The sequence below is a fragment of the Acidovorax sp. FJL06 genome (assembly GCF_003852545.1).
Taxonomy (GTDB): Bacteria; Pseudomonadota; Gammaproteobacteria; order Burkholderiales; family Burkholderiaceae_C; genus Acidovorax.
The window spans coordinates 179,718-197,801 of the sequence record NZ_QAJR01000012.1; the positions used below are offsets into that span (position 1 = coordinate 179,718).

The window sequence follows — 18,084 nt, forward strand, 5'->3', positions numbered from 1 at the left end:
TTGCTCAATCAGAAAGCTACTCGAACGAACACCATGGCGCTCAGCCATGGATGCAGATTACCGCTGACTCCAGGTGCGTTGCGCACACCTGAACCAGGAAAAGTTGCGGCCAGATGGCCTTGAACAAAGACGCTCTTGGAGATGAACCACTTCCCGGTGATGTTTGCCTCGTGGCCCAGGCGTTTCCCACCCAGGAAAGACAGTGCGGGATTGCCCCCCAGGTTGGTCGTGCTGTCAGCCTGGAACACCCAGATCTGGGGAACCAGCTCAAAGCGGGGGCTTGGTCGCAGGCGGAACTGCAGGCGGTGTGCAACCAGATTGCTGTTCTGGAATATCTTGAAGTGGTTGATGCCTTGTACCCACTGCTCTCCGTTGCCACCAGACAGGAGAGGGTCCCAACGCTCGAAACGCTCAGTGGAACCATCGTCGCCTGAAAACTTGGCAATGCGGTAGCTGACTTCAGGCCGCCACGTCGCCTCGGAAAACTTGTAACCCAACTCAGCGGACACGCCCGTTGCCCGCATGGCAAAGCGATCATTGCGCTGAAGGGCTGCTTCAGCCGCTACGTGTACTCCGGAGTGGCCTGGCTGCCACCGCGCGCGCGCATCAAAAACCGAAAGCCCGTCGCGACCCATGGAAGTACCTGGCGGCGGCTTCGTGGCGAAGTAGCCAAAAGACGAGTCGAGAACTTTCAGGTAAGTTGCACCAACGTCCAGCCCTGGCACCGGGCTGGTTTCGACGTTGAGCCCAGCGATCTTGGTCTTCGAGTCCACGACGGGAAGCTCGTCAGGGTCAATATAGAACGCTTCGACCAACGATTTGTTGTAGCGCACCTGTCCAAGCACAAGCATGTCGGCCGCCCATCGGGGATTGGATTGCAGCGCACCACGCGTGCTGCCGTTCGAGGCCGTATTCGCGATCAGAAAACCGTCGCCTATGGCAAAGCGCTTGCGTCCCATCGAAACGTTCCATACAAGTCGCTGGCCTTGTTCCGAGGTTTGCCCGCCGACGAGCCCGACGTATGCATCTTCTGCCCCGAAGTGCTTTCTTGTCTCATCGGTGAAGAGCTCCCTGCCTGAGGATGCCGACAAGATGCCGCTCAGGCCCCCATAGGCGAAGGTCGCGTCCGAGAGGGGGGTCATGCCGTAGACCCCGGCATGCAAGAACCCTTCAGCCCAGCCAGTGGTATGGCGACCTGCGGGCTTGCCCGCAACCAGCGGGTTCCCGGCAAGGAATTCCTGCGGCCGCCCGTACCAAGCATTCGCATTCGAATAGATCATGGGCAGCGCTTCTAGCTTGGTGGTGAGCAGTGTGCCCCCCCGGTCGAACAGCACTGGAAGGTCGGTGGCGTTGCCGGTGATGAGGGCGCCGCGCTCTGATGCATTGGTACTCGCCGCCCGGAGTTTGACCTCTACCGTCAGCACCAACGCTCCGCCGCTACCGGGAGCCACCGATAGCGTGGTTTCGTCGATTGGCCCGGCGCGCCGGGCCTGGGCAAGGCCGATCTCGGCGGTGTTGCGCGAAAAACGGTCCGATGGAAAAAGTCGGAGGTTGCGCCTCACCACATCGGTGACCCGTGCATTCACAGCCGGGTCTGGAGAGGGATTCGTCAGCACAACGTCAATGCGCTCGATTTGTGCACCGACCTCATCCAAGAGGGAGATTTGTCCCAGAACGCTGGACGGAGAGGCCAAAAAAAACAACACCCCTGCGACCAACCCGAACACCCTGGAAATGACCATCGGCAACTCCTTCTTGCATGTTGTTATTCGCTCACCTGAGCGAGCAACTCCATCCAATCTCTCCGGAGATAGGAGGGTACTAGGTTTGGGCCGAAGATACCAACAAAGAATATGCGTTTTGGAGACCGTTTTTTGACAGGCAAGACCAAGGCCAAGGTCGCGACAAACCACAAGACCCATTCTTGGAACCCGCTCGCCGTCCAGACCTCAGACTCGGCCTGCAATGGAACAGAATTCGGCTAGCATCTGGACCACTAAAAACTTAGGAGAGCGCATGAGATTTCATTCGATTCTGCTTGTTGTTCCTCTGCTGGCGTTGCCTGCGTGCAGTTCCACGGAGGTTGTTCGGGCGCCTGTGGAAGCAACGATAGGCCAGCAACTGATCGACCTGAAGACGGCCTTTGACAATGGCGCATTGAACCGCCGCGAGTACGACGAACAACGTCGCAAACTCATCAACAGCGTGAAGTGAGAGGTGACCATGAAAGATCATCAAAGACTGTTCGGATTGGCGCTCGCTTGCGCAGGCCTGTTGGCTCTCTCCGGTTGCGTCAGCAGCAGTACCTCTCGGGTGACTGTCCAGGAGGGTGTCAAGTTTTCCAAAGGCAGGGAATTGGATGATTTGGTGAAGGCTTACGAGGCCCAGGCACTGACGCGCAGCGAGTATGAGGAGTTGCGCCAGGTGGTCATGAAGCGCCCCAACTGAGCCTTGAATCGCCGTGGGTTTGAGTTGCTCCCAGAAGCTCGACTCAAAGGCACTCGCCTTCTTTGGGCATGCTTGATTTCGGCGGCCCGACAGGAATTGTCGTCAGACGCCAAATTGGAGTTGGCCCCTCGGCGCGGGGAACAACGCAGCATCAGTTGATGGATGTGCGCATATTGCGCAAATCCGGCTCACACCTGTACCGATTTCCCCGTCGCATAAAACTGCCCACCCGCCACGTAGTGCAGCGTGCGCAGGGCATCCGGCGCGGTGTCGAACTCCCAGTGCCCCTCGCGAAACACGCGCTCGTCCGCCCAGGCGGCCACGACTTCGCCGATGAACAGGTCGTAGGCCTGTTGGTTGTGGGGCTCGGGCAGCACGCGGCACAGCAGCCAGGCCGCGCAGCCTTGCACCAGTGGGGGCGTGGTGCGTGCGGGGTGGCCGGGCGCGTCGAACAGTGCTGTGCCATGGCGCGTCAGCTTGTCGGGTTGGGTTTTGGCGCTCTCAGTGCCCAGGGCCACGGTGAGGGCGGCCATGGGCACGGTGGGTAGCTGCAGGGCGAACTGGCCGCTGGCCTCCACCAGCTCGCGGGTGCGCGTGGTCTTGTCGAGCACCACCGTGACCTTGGGCGGCGCAAAGTCCAGCGCGCAGGCCCACGATGCCGCCATCACGTTGTGCTGGCCCGCGTGTGCGGCCGACACCAGCACGGTGGGGCCGTGGTTGAGCAGGCGGTAGGCCTTGTCGAGGGGGACGGGGCGGNNGTTTGCTATTTATTTGATAGCTTTTGGCGCTTGATGATCGCGCGCAGAGGGCCATTCTGGCTTGAAAAAGCGTGGTAGATGGCCGCAGGGCTTTGGTGGCCTTCACGCACCCGGGCCGGATAGGCAAGAGGGGCTACCAACAAGTAACATGCTCGGGCTTTTCGGTGCTTATCAACCGCCCCCTGGGGCTTTATGGAGACAACACGATGTTCAGTCATGTGATGGTCGGCGTGAACGACCTGGAGGTGTCGAAGGCGTTTTACGACGCGCTGCTCGGCACGCTGGATGTGCCACCCGGCATTGCCAACAAGAACCGCTATTTCTACCGCGGCCCGCACGGCACCTTTGGCATCACCACGCCCATCAACGGCGAGCCCGCCACGTTTGCCAATGGCGGCACCATCGGGTTTGCGATGCAGTCGCCCGAGCAGGCCGACGCCTTCCACGCGGCTGGGGTGGCGAATGGCGGCACCACCTGCGAAGACCCGCCGGGCTGGCGCGAAGGCACGGGCGGCAGGCTGTACCTGGCCTACGTGCGCGACCCGGACGGCAACAAGCTCTGCGCGCTGCACCGCCCGCCCAAGTGATGCGGGTTCAGGCGCTCTGGGCGCCGGGTCGCCGCACGGCGCGCACCTTGCCGCTGCCCCCGCCACCGCAGTAGAAGAGGCCTGCCCCGTCGGATTCGAGCCCGCTCACGCCCACGCCTGCGGGCATGTCCAGCTGCTGCAGCACGGCGCCGCTGGTGGGGTCGATGTGGCGCAGGCTGCTTTCTTCGCCCTCCCAGGTGCCGTGCCACAGCTCGCCGTCCACCCAGGTCACGCCGGTGACGAAGCGGTTGGATTCGATGGTGCGGCGGACCGCGCCCGTGGCGGGGTCGATCTGGTGGATCTTGCGGTCGCGGTATTGGCCCACCCACAGGCTGCCTTCGGCCCAGGTCAGGCCCGAGTCGTTACCGCCGCCCGGCGCGGGGATGGTGGCCAGCACCTGGCCCGTGGCAGGGTCGATCTTGTCGATGCGCGCCTCGGCGATCTGGTAGAGGTGCGTGCCGTCAAACGCCGTGCCCGCGTCGCACACCACGTCCAGCGTGCGGGTGGTGGCGCCGCTGGCCGGGTCAAAACCCACCAGGTGCTCGCCCGTGGCGGCCCACACGCGCTGGCCGTCGTGCGTCACGCCGTGGATGGCGCTGGCTCCGTTGAAGGGGCCGTACTCGCGCACGACCTCGGCAGGGCGGCGCGAGGCAATGGGCAGCTGCAGGTGCGATGGGGGCGTGTCGCCGGGCTGGCTGCTGCAGGCGGTGTCGCGGGTCGTTTCAAGGGGGGTGTCGGTCATGTCGATGGCTCCTTGCGGGGGGGGCCCGGTGCACGCGGACGGGGTGGTGCGGTGGGTGGTGTGGCCACTTTAGGGATTTGGCTGCGTGGTGGGGAGTAACAAGATCGTCGTGAATCCCAGCAGCGGCGCGGCCACCCAGCGGCGGGCACGGGCCTGGCCGATGGCGCGCACCTGGCCGTTGCTTTCCAGCGCGGCCAGCGCGCGCTGCACGGTGCGCTGGCTGTCGCCCAGGGCCAGTGCCAGGGCCGATGTGGACCAGGCCGCGCCGTCGGCGAGCAGCGCCAGCAGTGCGCCCTGTGCGCCATCCACCGGCGGCGCGAGCACAGCCACGGCGCGGCCATCCAAAGGCCGCAGCACAAAGCCGCGCGCTGTGGCCTCCACGCCCGCCAGCGGCGCGATGAGTTTGCGCAGGCGGCCCATCTCCACGCGCAGGCGAGCGCGGTGGGTGTCGTCGGGGTGGCGGGTGCGGAACACGCTGGCAATCAGCGCCTCGCGGTCCACATCGCCGGGCCAGGCCTGGGCCAGCGCGCGCACCAGCGCAAACAGCACGGGGCGGCGCGCCAGGGGCAGCGCTGCGCCACCCGCATGCACCGCGTGGCGGCAGGCATCGACCACCAGCATGTGGCCGGATGCGCGCAGTGCGGCCACGTCCTGCAGCCGCAGCGCTTGTTCGCCGCCCGGCCCCAGCAGGCGGGCGGCGGGCTGGGCCAGCAGCGCACGCGCATGGGCCACCTCGGCCTGCAGGGCGGGCACGCCAGCGTGTTGCGCGGCCCGTTCGGCGTGTTGCAGGGCGGCGTGGGCGGTGTCGATGTGCAGGGCTCGCAGCGCCAGTTCCGCGCGGGTGAGTGCGGCCACGGTGGCCAGCGGGGCGGGCAGGTGTGTGGGCGTGGGCGCACCGTCGGCCGGGCGGGCTGCCAGCACGGCAGAAGCCTCTGCCAGCCGCCCCAGCAGCACCAGCCTGCGCGCCGCCACCAGCCGGGCCTGCAGCGCGTTGGTGGTGTCGCCGTGGGCCTGCAGCGTATGGGCCGCTGCCAGCAGGGCTGCGGGGCCCTTGCTGCCATCGCCGCCCAGGTCGCGCTGCGCCAGGGCCACCTCGGCCTCGGCCACCACACAGCGGGCGCGGGCCACGCTCTCGTGGGCCCCAAACGCACGGGCGGCGCGGCGCAGCAGTTCGCGGGCGCGCGGGTGTTCGCCCAGCTGGGCCATGGCAATGCCGCGCAGGGCCAGCGCCGGCGGGTCGTCGCGCAAGGCCACGCGCTGCAGCGCGGTGAGGGCGTCGCCCGCCGCCAGCGCACGGGCGGCGGCAGAGATCATCGAATCCATGCCCACAGACTACACGCCCCCAAAAGATGAGGTGCGGGATACTCTCGCCCTCCCTGTCTTCCCTGCCCACAAGGACCGCCCATTGAAATCCGCCAGCGCCACCACCTTCGACGAGGCCTACTACCAACGCTTTTACTTCGACAAGAAAACCAGCGTGGTGGACCCGCAGCACATGGAGCGCCTGGGCACCTTTGTGTGCAGCTACCTCAAGTACCTGCGCGTGCCGGTCCATCGCGTGCTCGACGTGGGCTGCGGCATCGGTTTGTGGAAGGACATCGTGGCGCAGCACTTTCCCGCAGCGAGCTACCAGGGTGTGGAGTTCAGCCCCTACCTGTGCGAGCGCTTTGGCTGGCAGCAGGGGTCGGTGGTGGACTATGTGGCCGATGAGCCCTTTGACTTCGTGATCTGCCAGGGCGTGCTGCCCTACCTGAGCCCGCCCGATCTGAAGACCGCGCTGCACAACCTGGGGCGCCTGTGCAAAGGCGCGCTGTATGTCGAGGCCGTCTCGCGCGAGGACTACGAACGCGACATCATCGACGAGGACCTGACCGACAACCGCGTGTTCCGCCACCGGGCGGAGCTGTACCGGCGCGGCCTGCAGCAGGGCGCCATCGAGCTGGGCGGCGGCGTGTGGCTGAGCCGAAAGGCCGAGCTGCCGCTGTTTGCGCTGGAACAAGCGGCCGGGCTGTGAGCTGGGCCCCCACCCCGCCCCCCACGCCGCATGCGGTGTCGCGCCTGCGCGCCGAGCGCCTGGCCCGCAGCGCCAAGCCCTTCCTGGCCCGCGGCGGCCCCAAGGGCGAGCGCTGCGCGGGCTGCCGCCTGGTGCCCAGCCACTGCATTTGCGCACTGCGCCCGGCGGTGCCCACGCGCGCGGGCATGTGCCTGCTGATGGCCGACATCGAGCCCCTCAAACCCAGCAACACCGGCTGGCTGATCGCCGACGTGGTGGCCGACACCTATGCGTTTGGCTGGGCGCGCACCGAGGTGCAGCCGGGCCTGCTCGCGCTGCTGGCCGACCCTGCGTGGCAGCCGGTTGTGGTGTTCCCCGGCGAGTTCGTGACGCCCGAGCGGGTGGTCCACGACCTGGCGGTGCCCCGAGCCGGGGCCGAACCGGCATCGGCCAAGCGCCCGCTGTTCATCCTGCTCGACGCCACCTGGCCCGAGGCGCGCAAGATGTTCCGCAAAAGCCCCTACCTCGACCGCTTTCCGGTGCTGAGCCTGGCGCCCGAACAGATCTCGCGCTACCAGCTGCGCCGCTCGCGCCGCGACGACCACTTCTGCACCAGCGAGGTGGCCAGCCTGTGCCTGGAGCTGGCGGGCGAGGCGCAGGCCGCGCAGGTGCTGGACGCCTACCTCGACGTCTTCACCCGCCACTACCTGCAGTCCAAGCACCAGCTGCCGGTGGCGGCCGATGACCCGACGCACCTGCGCTTGCAGGCGGTGGCCCAGAGGTCGGGATAACAAATACTCCTGATTTAATAGCTTATTGCGCTTATCCATCAAGCCATAGCGGCCTGTTTGGCTTGCAGGCCAGCCCTTGCGCCCTGTGGGGCGGCTTCGGTGCTATACAGTAGCCGCCCCATCGCACTCCTCACCAACCCCCCCTACACCGGCCTGCCCAGGCCCTCCCCCACCATGACCAAAGACCCGGCCCGCCAACGAGAACTGCAACCCATGGCCCTGTGCGAGCCCTGCCAGGGCATCCAGCGCAACTGGCGCAAGGCCCCCGGCCACGCCGAGCTGGTGCAGCGCGGCAACCGCAAGGAAGACCGCGACCACGGCCCCGTGACCTTTACCCGCTATGTGTGCGACCGCTGCGGCACGGCGTGGGAGTACGAGAACGACAAGACCAACCAGCAGGCAGGCTGGTCGGTGGTGGGGCGGTGAAAAATTGCTACTAAAGTGGTAGCTGTTTGCGCTTGATGGATAAGCGCTAGCGGTTGATATGGTCACCATTCTCGGCCGCAATGGCCCGGAAATCTGCTGACACCCGCTCGTCCGCCGCAGCCGCCTGCCAGAACACCCGCGCCAGCCGCTGCGCCTCGTCCCACTCCCCCAGCGTGGCGGCCGTGGGCTGCTGCGGGCGGCTGGCAAAGTCGCGCGGCACCAGCTCGCCGCTCACCGGGGCGTACAGCATGGGCAGCATGTCGTAGGTGGGGGACAGCGCCCAGTCGTCGTCCTTCAGCACCAGCGAGATGTTGCCGTAGTGCCGGTCGGTGTTGGCGATGAGCTGGCCGTAGGCCTCCAGCAGGCGCAGCGTGCGGGCATCGGCTTGTGTGAGCAGGTGGCGCGCCGCCATGCGGTCGGCGGTGGCGGCCCAGTTGTCCATCTCGCCCACGTACTCGGCGTTGTAGACCTGCAGCGACACCATGCCGATGCGCCCGGCCAGGTCCCGCCCCTGCGCGTCGTCCGCCAGGGGCGTGCGGTCAAACCGTTCCGACTCCAGAAACACCCGCCCCGCACCCATGAACAGCTGCGTGGGTGCAGCGGGCAGCCCCGCCTGGGCCAGCGTGCACAGCGCCAGGTGCTCGCACACCAGCAGGTCGCGCATGCGCTGGTCGGCGGGGGCGTCGCCGGCGGGCGAGAACTTCACGATCACATGCCGCCCCGCAGCGATGGTGCAGAACTTGGGCTGCTCGCCCCCGGCCGACGAGCCCGGATGGGTGCCCAGCATGGCCTGTTCGGCCAGCAGCGGGTAGTCGGCGCTGGACGCCACCCGCGATGCGCGCGCGGGCAGCGTGTGAAAACGCTGGAACGCGGCCTCGCCCATGATGAGGTTGCCCGGCAGGTCGTCGCCATACAGCGTCATTGCGCGCAGCACGTCGTCGTCGCTCCAGTGGCGTGGGTCGTGGCCCAGCTGCAGCGCGGGGTGGGCATGCGCAAAGGTGCGGCCCATGAAGCCCTGGGGCCGCATGTCGTCCAGAAACCAGGGCAGGCCATCGTGCCGCGCGCTCACGCCGTCGGCCTCGTCCACCCAGAACGCGCCGCCCGCAAGCGGCACCATGCGCGCAAACGGGGACGGGCGGCCCTGCGCGTCGATGCGCATCACCCGCACCTCGCTGCCCACGCCGGGCACGTTGCGCGGCAGCACATAGCGCTGCGAGCGCGCTGCGCCCACCTTTTGCACCTGGCCTGCATGGATCAGCGGCGCCAGCGCCCGCGACACCGTGGGCTGGCTCACGCCCAGCAGCGCCTGCAGCTCGGCGCTGGTCAGCACGCCGCCCTGGCGGCGCAAGGCCAGCAGGGCTTTGGAGGAGAGTTCGTGGGGGGTGGACATGAATGATTATATGAATAGATAAATTAGTATCAATTCATATTGAAATCAATGATTTGCTTGATGTTGTGAATAGAAAATTAGGATAAAAAAGTTCGCTGCATGAGGGTTGCAGACTGCCACAGGGGCACCTTTTGCATCGTCCCGTGTCCCACCGCCTTCCGAGGAGACTCCACCCATGCCCCACCGCCGCCGCTTTCTTGCCACCACCACCCGCAGCCTGGCCCTGGGCAGCGTGGCCCTGTTCATCGGCTGCGGCGCGCTGGCCCAGCCCAGCTACACCGTGCCGCTGGCGCAACTGCAGGAGATGGTGGCCACCAAGTTCCCGCGCAGCGTGCCGGTGCAGGGCCTGTTCGATTTGAACCTGCAGGCGCCCCAGTTGCGCCTGCTGCCCGCCGTGAACCGCCTGGGCGCCATCCTGGCCGTGGACGCTGCGGGCCCCGCGCTGCGGCGCAGCCACGCAGGCACCTTCGATGTGTCGTTTGCGCTGCGCTACGAGGCCAGCGACCGCACGCTGCGCGCGCACCAGATCCGGCTGGGGCGGCTGGACTTCCCCACCCTCAAGCCCGCCGTCACCGACCTGCTCAACGCCTACGGCCCGGTGCTGGCCGAGCAGTCGCTGCGCGAAGTCACGCTGCACCAGCTGCGCCCGCAGGACACGGCGGTGTTTGACGGCCTGGGCCTGCAGCCGGGGCCCATCACCGTGACGGCCAAGGGGCTGGAGGTGGCGTTTGTGCGCAAGCCGCCCGGATGACGCGCCCCAGGGTGGCACGCCCTAGTCCGCCCGCACCCGCTGCGCAAAGCCGCGCTGGCTGAACTGCTCCACCACAAAGTCCACAAACACCCGCGTGCGCGCGGGCAGCAGCTTTTTGCTGGGGTAGTACAGCATGGTCGGCCCGGCATCGGCCCACCAGCTGGGCAGCAGGCGCACCAGGTCACCACGCGCCAGCCAGGGCTGTGCAAACGGCATGGGCAGCACGGTCACACCCAGGCCCATCAGCGCGGCCTGGCACATGGCCTCGGGGTCGTCAAACACCATGCGGGGGCGAAACTCCACCGGCGCGGCCTCGCCCGCCTTGTTGCGCAGGGTGACCACCGGCACGCGCCCGGTGCGGATGGCGCGGCGCGCAATGCCGTCCCAGGCCGCCAGGTCGGCGGGGTGGCGCGGCCCCTTGCGGCCCTGCAGCAGCGTGGGGGCTGCCACCACCACCAGGTGGATGGGCCCGAGCGTGCGCGCAACCATGTCGGGGTTCAGGTTCAGGCCGCCGCCAATGCCCGCGTCAAAGCCCTCGCCGATCAGGTCCACCTGCCGGTTCTCAAAACGCCAGTCGGGCTGGATGGCGGGGTAGCACTGCAAAAACTCGCCGAGCAGCGGCACCAGGTAGGCGCGGCCAAAGGCCTGGCCCATGCTCACCTTGAGCGTGCCCGCGGGCTGCTGCTCGGCCTCGGCCGCATGGTCCACCGCGTCGGCCAGCGCGGTCAGCGGCGGCCCGATCTGCGCCAGCAGGCGCTGCCCGCCGTCGGTCAGCGCCAGGCGCCGCGTGCTGCGCTGGAACAGCCGCACCCCCAGGTTGGCCTCCAGCCGCGCCACGTTCTTGCTCACCGCCGCAGGCGTGAGGCCCATCAACCGCGCGGCGGCCGAGAAGCTGCCGGACTCGGCGGACTGCACAAAGGATTCGAGGTGGCTGAGCGGTTGCATGGCCGGTATTTTCAACCCAGGGTTGAAATTCATCCAGCCCATTGGGGGCTACCGCGCGGGCAATGGTTTTCTGACACTGCAAGGGTTCCCGGTTCGTTTTCGGGCTTTTTTCATCCCCTTTTTTTTTGGAGAAACACCATGTCTTCTGCATTGGCAACATCCCCTGCGCTGCATCAGCCCCTGGCGGGCAAGGCCGCATTCGTCACCGGCGGCGCGCGTGGCATTGGCGCGGCCATCGTGCGGCGCCTGGCGCGCGACGGCGCGGCCGTCGCCTTCACCTACAGCAGCTCGGCCGCACCGGCCCAGGCGCTGGTGGCGGCCATCGAAGCCGCCGGTGGCCGGGCCCTGGCCCTGCAGGCCGACAGCGCCGATGCCGTCGCCCTCACGCAGGCGGTGGACCGCGCCGCCCGCGAGCTGGGCCGCCTGGACATCCTCGTCAACAACGCGGGCGTGGCCGTGGCGGGCGTGCTGGACAGCTTTGCGCTGGCCGACTTCGACCACACGCTCAACGTGAACGTGCGCGCCGTGTTTGTGGCCACGCAGGCCGCCGTGCGCCACATGGGCCAGGGCGGCGCCTATGGCCGCGTGATCACCATCGGCAGCACCAACTCCGACCGCGTGCCATGGCCCGGCTTCAGCGTCTACGGCATGAGCAAGGCCGCCATCGTGGGCCTGACCAAGGGCCTGGCGCGCGACCTGGGCCCGCGTGGCATCACCGTGAACAACGTGCAGCCCGGCCCCGTGAACACCGACATGAACCCGGCTGACGGCCCCATGGCCGGCGACATGCACGGCCTGATGGCGCTGGACCGCCATGCGCACCCGGACGAGATTGCGGGCATGGTCGCGTACCTGGCCGGGCCCGAAGCGAGCATGGTGACGGGGGCGAGCCTGCTGATTGATGGCGGGTTTGCGGCCTGAGGGCTGTGCGGAGTGGTGCGGCGGTGCCTTCACACCGGCCGCGCAAACTCCATCACCCAGTTCACCTCCCAGGTGGCGCCGCCGTTGTCCGAGAACGCCTGCTGCCAGCGTGGTGCGCCGGTGTGCATGCGCGACCACTCGAAGCGCACGCGCACCGGGCGGCCTTCAAACAGTTCCTCGCCTTCAAAGAGGCCCACGCCGTCCTGAAAGCCGCCCACCACGGGCGGCAGCAGCTGGCCGGTGGCTGGGTCCAGGCCGCCCGTGAGGTTGTCGAGCCAGTAGATGCTCCAGCGCTGCGTCACGGGGTTGAACACGCGCAGCGCCATGCCCACAAAGCCGGGCTTCCAGGCCAGGGGCGTGAAGTCGTCGCAGTTGCCGATGCCACCGGGCAGCGGGCGCGCGGTGCCCGTGGCGTCGAACACCTCCCAGTCATGGCAGCCCGCCAGGCGCCGCACCAGGCGCGTGTTGCGAATGCGCCAGGGGCCTATGAGGAAATCGAAGTCGCGCGCGGCGCTGGGGGCCACGGTGGGCGAGGGGATGGTGATGAGGTTCGGGGTGGTGGCCATGGCGGTTTCTCCGGGGGGCGATTCAGGCGTGCAGGGCGCTGCGCGCCGTGGGCTGCAGGCGCAAGGTGTGGGGCGGGCCCGCCAGCCAGGGCGCGAGGCCCGGGGCCACGCCGCGCTGCCAGGCGCCGCTGGTGGTCACGGCCTGGGCCGCCGCTGCACTGCCAAACAATGCCAGCGCCAGCAGCACGGGTTCGCCTTCGCGCACGGGCAGGCGGGGGAAGGTGTTGGCGCTGGCCTCGGTGCAGTACCACGCGACCTGGCGCGCGCCGCTGCGCTGCAGCAGCGGGGCCATGCGGTGGCGGCAAAAGTCCAGCAGCGCGGGCGTGGGGTTCTCGTGCAGAGGGAAGACGGTGGCCGTGAGCACACCGGGCGCTGCGCCTCTGCTGCCTGGCGCGGGGCGCGGGTGCTGGGGCAGGGCCATGGTGGAACCAGGCCATGCGGGGCGCAGCAGCAGCACGTTGTCCGAATCGACCATGGTGGCGTTGGCCGCGCTGCGGTGTGCCGCCCACACGGGGCCGCCGTAGAAGCCTTCGAGCGCGCGGCGGCGGGATTCCATGTGGGCAAAGCCGCGCAGCCACACGAACATGTCGGGCCGGCCCAGATCGCGGAACTGGCCCAGCACGCGCATGCCTTGGGCCTCCTGCGTTTCCACGAACGCGCGGTCGAACAGGTCGATGAGCTCTTCGCGCTGGTGTGGGTGCAGCGTGTACTGGCGCAGCTCGACGAGGGCGCATTCGTCAGCGGCGGGCGGGGCTGCGCCGGGCTGGGGCGGCGTGGCGATGAGGGTGTCTGGCATGCGGGGCTCCTGGTGTGCAAAGGGTGGGGTCAACAAGCAGGGGGCAGTCTGCGCCGCAATACCTGCCACCTCATGGCATGTATTTCGGCTATCTTTGCCGGACTTGTCTTTTGCCCGCTTCCGTCCCGCCCCCCCCCCATCGCCCCATGCGCGCCAGCCGCCTTCTCTCGCTGCAAATGCTGCTCGAAACCCGGGGGCGCATGAGCGCGCAGGCGCTGGCCGATGCGCTCGAAATTTCCGTGCGCACGCTGTACCGCGATGTGGACCAGCTCAGCGCAGCCGGTGTGCCCATCTATGCCGAGCGCGGGCGCCACGGGGGCTTTGCGCTGTTGCCGGGCTGGAAGACCACACTCACCGGCCTCACGCCGTCCGAGGCGCAGGCCGTGTTCTTGAGTGGCCTGCCCGGCCCCGCGCAGGACCTGGGCCTGGGCAGCGATGTGGAAGGTGCGCGGCTCAAGCTGCTGGCCGCGCTGCCCGCCGGGTGGCGCGACGATGCCCAGCGCGTGAGCGCCCGCCTGCACCTGGACCCGGTGGACTGGTACCGCGAGAGCCCGCCCACGCCCCACCTGGTGACCGTGGCCGCCGCCGTGTGGAACGGCCACCAGATCCGCATGCACTACGAGAGCTGGGCCGACACGGTGGAGCGCACGGTGAGCCCGCTGGGTCTGGTGCTCAAGGCCGGGGTCTGGTACCTGGTGGCGCAGCCTGCGGCGGCAGTGGATGGCTCTGAAAAAATCGGGCCGCGCACCTACCGCGTGTCGGGCATCCGCGCGGCCACGGTGCTGTCGTCCACGCCCGTGCGGCGCCCGGCGCGGTTCGATCTGCCCGCATATTGGGCGGCCTCGATCCGGCGCTTTGAGTCGGAGATCTACACCGGCGAGGCGCAGGTGCTGGCCACGCCCACGGGGCTAAAGGGCCTGCGCGCGCTCAGTAGCGCCGTGGCGCGCGCGGTGGCGGCTGCCCCTCCCTCGCGCCGCCAGGATGGGCGTGTAGCAGTGTCGATGCCCATCGAATCGGTGGAGCACGCCTGTGGGCAACTGATGCGCCTGTCGCCCGAGGTCGAGGTGCTGCGTCCCGCCGCGCTGCGCCGCGCGTTGGTGGCGCGGGTGCGGGCCACGGCGCAGTTGTATGGTGCGGTTGTATAGCGCTGATTTGCTATTACTTCAATAGCTCGATGGGCAGAATGGACGAGCCCTGCAGGTCTTTGACGTCTGGGTCCATCCTCCGGGGCTGCAATGGGTCACAGCCCCCGCTCCACCATGTCCAGCAGCCGCTGGCCCACCATGTCCAGCAACTGCTGCGGTGTGCCGCGCAGCGGCCCGTCGATGGCCAGCAGGGCCATGCCATGCACGGTGGACCAGGCCAGGTATTCGGCCCCGGGGCGCCGCGCCGGGGGCAGCGCACCCGCCGCCACCAGGTCGTCGAGCGCGGCCCCCAGGTGTTGAAACGGGTTGAGCCCGGTGGTGCCGCCCATGGCCGGGTCGGGGTCGTGCTGCACGGTGAAGCGGCCGCCGAACGCGGTGCGGAACAGGCCGGTCTCGGCGTGCGCAAAGCGCAGGTAGCCCGCGCCCACCGCACGCACCTTGGCGTGGGCCTGTGCGGTGGCGGTGCCCGTGGCGGGCACCCGGGCCAGCTCCATCTCCATGAAGCGCGCAGCGGCAGCCACGGCGGCGGCGCGCACAGCACCCAGCAGGTCGTCGCGGTTGGCAAAGTGGCGGTAGGCCGCGTTGGGCGCCACGCCGGCGCGGCGCGTGGCCTCGCGCAGCACCACGGCGTCGGGGCCGCCCTGGCGGGCCAGTTCGATGCCGGCGTCCAGCAGCGCGCGGCGCAGGTCGCCATGGCGGTAGGTGCTGCGCGCAGCCGGGGGGGGGTTGCGGGTGGTGACGTTCATTGGCGGGAGGATGTGGACACTGTCCATTGTCTTTGCTATTGTTTGTGGACGGTGTTCACAAATGCGCGCCGCCCAGCTTCTGCCCAAGCCAATCCCCCCAAGGAGACCCCATGAAAGTCGAGTCCTACCTGATGTTCGAAGGCCGCTGCGACGAGGCCCTGGATTTCTACCGCCGCGCCCTGGGCGCCCAGGTCACCATGCTGCTGCGCTACAAGGACAACCCCGAGCCGGCCGCTGGCCCGGGCTGCGCCGAAGGGGGCGGCCCCGGCCCCACGCCCGAGATGGTCATGCACGCCGCCTTCAACGTGGGCGAGACGCAGCTCATGGCCTCGGACGGCATGGGTTCGGGCCAACCCAGCTTCCAGGGCATGTCGCTCGCGCTGAGCCCTGCGAATGCCGCCGAGGCCCGGCGCTATTTCGATGCGTTGGCCGAGGGCGGCCAGGTGCAGATGCCTTTGGGCAAGACCTTCTTTTCGCCGGCTTTCGGCATGGTGGCGGACCGCTTTGGCGTGTCGTGGATGGTGGTGGCGCCGCAATGACCCTGCCCGTGCCAGCCCCCACCCAGGGCGCGGCCACGCTCGCCCTCTACGGCCATCCCTTCTCGTCCTACACCCAGAAGGTGCTCACGGCGCTGTATGAAAACGGCACGCCTTTCGAGCTGCGCAACCTCGACCCCGCAGCGCCCGGCGGCCATGCGGCCGAATGGCTGCGCCGCTGGCCATTTGCCAAGTTTCCGCTGCTGGTGGACGGCGGGCGCACGGTGGTGGAAAGCAGCATCGTGATCGAGCACCTGCAGCTGGCGCACCCCGGGCCCTTGCGGTTGATTCCGCCCGACCCGGTGGCGGCGCTGGAGGTGCGGTTCATGGACCGTTTCTTTGACCTGCATGTGATGGCGCCCGTCCAGCACGCAGTGGGGGCCGCGCTGACTGGCGACCCGGCCCGGCGCGCAGAGGGTGTGGCAGTGGCGGCTGACAAGCTGGGGAAGGCCTACGCTTGGCTGGAAGGCGAATGGGCCAGCGGCCGCACCTGGGCCGCGGGCGAGGGCTTCACGATGGCCGACTGCGCCGCCGCGCCCGCGTTGTTCTATGCCGACTGGACGCACCCCATCGCGGCCGCCTACCCCTTGCTGCGCGCTTACCGCGCGCGGCTGCTGGCGCGCCCCTCGTTTGCGCGTACGGTGGAGGGCGGGCGCCCGTACCGCCATTACTTTCCGCTCGGGGCGCCCGACCGCGATTGAGCGGCCAGCGCTCCATCAAGAACCCGTGGCCCGCGCGGAGGCGCCCGGGCGATTGTCCTGCGCGTGGCGGGCACTGTTCCACGCAGCGCACTTCTGCTGGCGCGCGGCAGGCCCCATATTCGGTGGGCGTACCGCCCGATGGAAGGCGGCGCAGAACCAGGAGCCTGTTGATGACTTCCACCCCCTCCGCCGCAAACTCCCACGGGGCGCTGCCCATCCTGCGCGCGCAGCTGCTGGGCCCGCAGTGGCCCACGATGGATCCGTTTCTCTTTTGCGCCCACCACGACGACGCCTACCCTGCAGGCAACGCCGCGTTCGGCCCTGCCGTGCCCATCGACGACCGCCAGATCGGCAGCGATTTCAGCGGCCAGGACGGCTGGAGCATGTACCACGGCGACACCGTGCCCGGCTTTCCGGGCCACCCGCACCGGGGCTTCGAGACCGTGACGCTGGTGCGCAAGGGCCTGATCGACCACTCTGACTCGCTGGGCGCGGCCGCGCGGTTTGGCGGCGGCGATGTGCAGTGGGTCACGGCCGGCAAGGGCATCGTGCATTCGGAGATGTTCCCGCTGCTCAAGGCCGACGAGCCCAACCCGCTGGAGCTGTTCCAGATCTGGCTGAACCTGCCTGCGCGCAACAAGATGGTGGAGCCCCACTTCACCATGCTGTGGAACGAGCATATCCCGCGCCTGGTGCACAGCGACGCTGCCGGCCGCAAGACCACGGTGACCGTGGTGGCGGGCGCGCTGCCCGGTGCGGCCCCCGCATTGGCGCCGCTGTCGCCGCCCCCCGAGTCCTGGGCCTCGCAGCCCGAGGGCGACGTGGCCATCTGGACGCTGCACCTGGAGCCGGGCGCAGAGTGGTCGCTGCCCGCCGCCCGGGGCGCGGGCACCCAGCGCATGCTGTACTTCTTTGTGGGCGACAGCCTGCGCGTGGGCCCGCAGGACGTGGACCGCCACGCCGCGCTGCAGGTGCGTGCGGAGCAGGACTGGCTGCTGGCCAACACCGGCACCACGGCCGTGGAATGCCTGGTGCTACAGGGCCGGCCGATCGGTGAGCCCGTGGCGCAGTACGGCCCCTTCGTGATGAACACGCAGGCCGAGATCATGCAGGCCATGAACGACTATCGCCGCACCCAGTTCGGCGGCTGGCCTTGGCGTGAGCAAGACCCGGTGCACGGCACCGAGGCGCGGCGGTTTGCGCGCTACCCCGGCCAGACCGAGGAGGAGCGCCCGGGCGAGGCGGCGGCCGCTGGCTAGCGGGTGAACCAGCGGGTCGTGGACAATCCGGGGTCCCGATCCGCGTCGTTTGAAAACCTATGAACATCACCAAAGACTCCGCCGTCACCATCAGCTACCAGGTGACTACGCCCCAGGGCAAGCCGCTCGATGCGGGCAACCTGGCCTACCTGCACGGCGGCTATGAAAACATCTTCCCCAAGGTCGAAGCCGCGCTCGAAGGCCAGGCCGTGGGTTTTTCCACCACGCTGCAGCTGGCCGTGGAAGACGCCTTTGGCGCGCGCGACGAAAGCCTGGTGCGCACCATCCCCAAGAGCGAGTTCCCGCCCGGCGTGAAGGTCGGCGGCCAGTTGCAGGGCGTGGGCAACGACGGCCAGCCCGCCGTGTTCAACGTGGTCAAGATCAAGGGCCCCGAAGTGCACCTGGACGGCAACCATCCGCTGGCCGGCCAGGCACTGACCTTCAGCTGCAAGGTCACGGCCGTGCGTGCCGCCAGCGCTGAGGAAATTGCGCACCGCCATGTGCATGGGGCGCACGGGCACCACCATTGAGGAGTGACAGGCCACCAAGCAAAAAGCCCGCAATGCGGGCTTTTTGTTGGGGC

General features: G+C 68.4%; 22 protein-coding genes. 13 read left to right on the forward strand and 9 right to left on the reverse strand.

The genetic code is table 11. The features are described 5' to 3' along the window. Window positions 1–8: 8 nt before the first annotated feature. Window positions 9–1,742: an alginate export family protein gene (locus tag DBV10_RS08050; protein WP_158616808.1), complete on the reverse strand. Its 1,734-nt coding sequence runs from the start codon at window positions 1,740–1,742 to the stop codon at window positions 9–11. 223 nt (window positions 1,743–1,965) lie between these two features. Between DBV10_RS08050 and DBV10_RS08055 the strand changes: the two genes are divergently transcribed. After that, window positions 1,966–2,214: a hypothetical protein gene (locus tag DBV10_RS08055; protein ID WP_124512375.1), complete on the forward strand. Its 249-nt coding sequence runs from the start codon at window positions 1,966–1,968 to the stop codon at window positions 2,212–2,214. 9 nt (window positions 2,215–2,223) lie between these two features. Further along, the gene (locus DBV10_RS08060; protein ID WP_124512377.1) at window positions 2,224–2,448 is read left to right on the forward strand and encodes a hypothetical protein; all 225 of its coding nucleotides are present in this window, start codon (window positions 2,224–2,226) and stop codon (window positions 2,446–2,448) included. A gap of 188 nt (window positions 2,449–2,636) precedes the next feature. On the opposite strand, the gene DBV10_RS08065 is transcribed toward DBV10_RS08060, so the two are convergent. Beyond that, the gene (locus DBV10_RS08065; RefSeq protein ID WP_124512379.1) at window positions 2,637–3,215 is read right to left on the reverse strand and encodes a flavin reductase family protein; all 579 of its coding nucleotides are present in this window, start codon (window positions 3,213–3,215) and stop codon (window positions 2,637–2,639) included. Between the two features lie 197 nt (window positions 3,216–3,412). Between DBV10_RS08065 and DBV10_RS08070 the strand changes: the two genes are divergently transcribed. Further along, on the forward strand, window positions 3,413–3,793 hold the full coding sequence (locus DBV10_RS08070) for a VOC family protein (protein ID WP_124512381.1): 381 nt from the start codon (window positions 3,413–3,415) through the stop codon (window positions 3,791–3,793). Window positions 3,794–3,800: 7 nt separating this feature from the next. On the opposite strand, the gene DBV10_RS08075 is transcribed toward DBV10_RS08070, so the two are convergent. Continuing rightward, window positions 3,801–4,535: a PQQ-binding-like beta-propeller repeat protein gene (locus DBV10_RS08075; protein WP_124512383.1), complete on the reverse strand. Its 735-nt coding sequence runs from the start codon at window positions 4,533–4,535 to the stop codon at window positions 3,801–3,803. Window positions 4,536–4,604: 69 nt separating this feature from the next. Next, a complete protein-coding gene (locus DBV10_RS08080; protein WP_124512385.1) occupies window positions 4,605–5,858 on the reverse strand; it encodes a helix-turn-helix domain-containing protein in 1,254 nt (417 codons plus the stop codon). Window positions 5,859–5,940: 82 nt separating this feature from the next. Between DBV10_RS08080 and DBV10_RS08085 the strand changes: the two genes are divergently transcribed. From DBV10_RS08085 to DBV10_RS08095, 3 genes are all read left to right on the forward strand, one after another. Next, window positions 5,941–6,549, forward strand: a complete 609-nt coding sequence (locus DBV10_RS08085) for a class I SAM-dependent methyltransferase (RefSeq protein WP_124512387.1) — start codon at window positions 5,941–5,943, stop codon at window positions 6,547–6,549. After that, window positions 6,546–7,319: a tRNA-uridine aminocarboxypropyltransferase gene (locus DBV10_RS08090; RefSeq protein ID WP_124512389.1), complete on the forward strand. Its 774-nt coding sequence runs from the start codon at window positions 6,546–6,548 to the stop codon at window positions 7,317–7,319. Before DBV10_RS08085 ends, DBV10_RS08090 begins: the two co-directional genes overlap by 4 nt. Window positions 7,320–7,493: 174 nt before the next feature. Next, complete coding sequence (locus DBV10_RS08095) at window positions 7,494–7,745, forward strand: hypothetical protein (RefSeq protein WP_063459727.1); 252 nt, start codon at window positions 7,494–7,496, stop codon at window positions 7,743–7,745. A 46-nt stretch (window positions 7,746–7,791) separates the two neighbouring features. Here DBV10_RS08095 and yjjJ read toward each other — a convergent pair whose 3' ends face one another. Beyond that, a complete protein-coding gene (gene yjjJ / locus DBV10_RS08100) occupies window positions 7,792–9,135 on the reverse strand; it encodes a type II toxin-antitoxin system HipA family toxin YjjJ (RefSeq protein ID WP_124512391.1) in 1,344 nt (447 codons plus the stop codon). Between the two features lie 175 nt (window positions 9,136–9,310). Between yjjJ and DBV10_RS08105 the strand changes: the two genes are divergently transcribed. After that, on the forward strand, window positions 9,311–9,886 hold the full coding sequence (locus tag DBV10_RS08105; RefSeq protein ID WP_124512393.1) for a DUF1439 domain-containing protein: 576 nt from the start codon (window positions 9,311–9,313) through the stop codon (window positions 9,884–9,886). Window positions 9,887–9,907: 21 nt separating this feature from the next. On the opposite strand, the gene DBV10_RS08110 is transcribed toward DBV10_RS08105, so the two are convergent. Continuing rightward, complete coding sequence (locus DBV10_RS08110) at window positions 9,908–10,831, reverse strand: LysR family transcriptional regulator (RefSeq protein WP_124512395.1); 924 nt, start codon at window positions 10,829–10,831, stop codon at window positions 9,908–9,910. 138 nt (window positions 10,832–10,969) lie between these two features. Between DBV10_RS08110 and DBV10_RS08115 the strand changes: the two genes are divergently transcribed. Continuing rightward, window positions 10,970–11,752: an SDR family oxidoreductase gene (locus DBV10_RS08115; protein ID WP_124512397.1), complete on the forward strand. Its 783-nt coding sequence runs from the start codon at window positions 10,970–10,972 to the stop codon at window positions 11,750–11,752. Window positions 11,753–11,781: 29 nt separating this feature from the next. Here DBV10_RS08115 and DBV10_RS08120 read toward each other — a convergent pair whose 3' ends face one another. Both DBV10_RS08120 and DBV10_RS08125 read right to left on the reverse strand, forming a co-directional pair. Further along, the gene (locus tag DBV10_RS08120) at window positions 11,782–12,318 is read right to left on the reverse strand and encodes a hypothetical protein (RefSeq protein ID WP_124512400.1); all 537 of its coding nucleotides are present in this window, start codon (window positions 12,316–12,318) and stop codon (window positions 11,782–11,784) included. Between the two features lie 22 nt (window positions 12,319–12,340). Further along, window positions 12,341–13,114 carry an NIPSNAP family protein gene (locus DBV10_RS08125; RefSeq protein ID WP_124512402.1) on the reverse strand — a complete coding sequence of 258 codons (774 nt, stop codon included), beginning with the start codon at window positions 13,112–13,114 and terminating at the stop codon, window positions 12,341–12,343. A 146-nt stretch (window positions 13,115–13,260) separates the two neighbouring features. Here DBV10_RS08125 and DBV10_RS08130 point away from each other — a divergent pair, with 146 nt between their 5' ends. Beyond that, on the forward strand, window positions 13,261–14,259 hold the full coding sequence (locus tag DBV10_RS08130) for a YafY family protein (protein ID WP_124512404.1): 999 nt from the start codon (window positions 13,261–13,263) through the stop codon (window positions 14,257–14,259). A 95-nt stretch (window positions 14,260–14,354) separates the two neighbouring features. On the opposite strand, the gene DBV10_RS08135 is transcribed toward DBV10_RS08130, so the two are convergent. After that, window positions 14,355–15,005: a TetR/AcrR family transcriptional regulator gene (locus DBV10_RS08135; RefSeq protein WP_124512406.1), complete on the reverse strand. Its 651-nt coding sequence runs from the start codon at window positions 15,003–15,005 to the stop codon at window positions 14,355–14,357. Window positions 15,006–15,115: 110 nt separating this feature from the next. Here DBV10_RS08135 and DBV10_RS08140 point away from each other — a divergent pair, with 110 nt between their 5' ends. From DBV10_RS08140 to DBV10_RS08155, 4 genes are all read left to right on the forward strand, one after another. Continuing rightward, a complete protein-coding gene (locus DBV10_RS08140) occupies window positions 15,116–15,544 on the forward strand; it encodes a VOC family protein (RefSeq protein ID WP_124512408.1) in 429 nt (142 codons plus the stop codon). Beyond that, entirely contained in the window at window positions 15,541–16,242 is a 702-nt protein-coding gene (locus DBV10_RS08145; RefSeq protein WP_124512410.1) for a glutathione S-transferase family protein, read from the forward strand. Before DBV10_RS08140 ends, DBV10_RS08145 begins: the two co-directional genes overlap by 4 nt. 170 nt (window positions 16,243–16,412) lie before the next feature. Then, window positions 16,413–17,501, forward strand: a complete 1,089-nt coding sequence (locus DBV10_RS08150) for a pirin family protein (protein ID WP_124512412.1) — start codon at window positions 16,413–16,415, stop codon at window positions 17,499–17,501. A gap of 59 nt (window positions 17,502–17,560) precedes the next feature. Next, window positions 17,561–18,031 (forward strand): peptidylprolyl isomerase, encoded by a 471-nt coding sequence (locus DBV10_RS08155; protein WP_124512414.1) that lies wholly within the window; start codon window positions 17,561–17,563, stop codon window positions 18,029–18,031. Window positions 18,032–18,084: the final 53 nt, after the last annotated feature.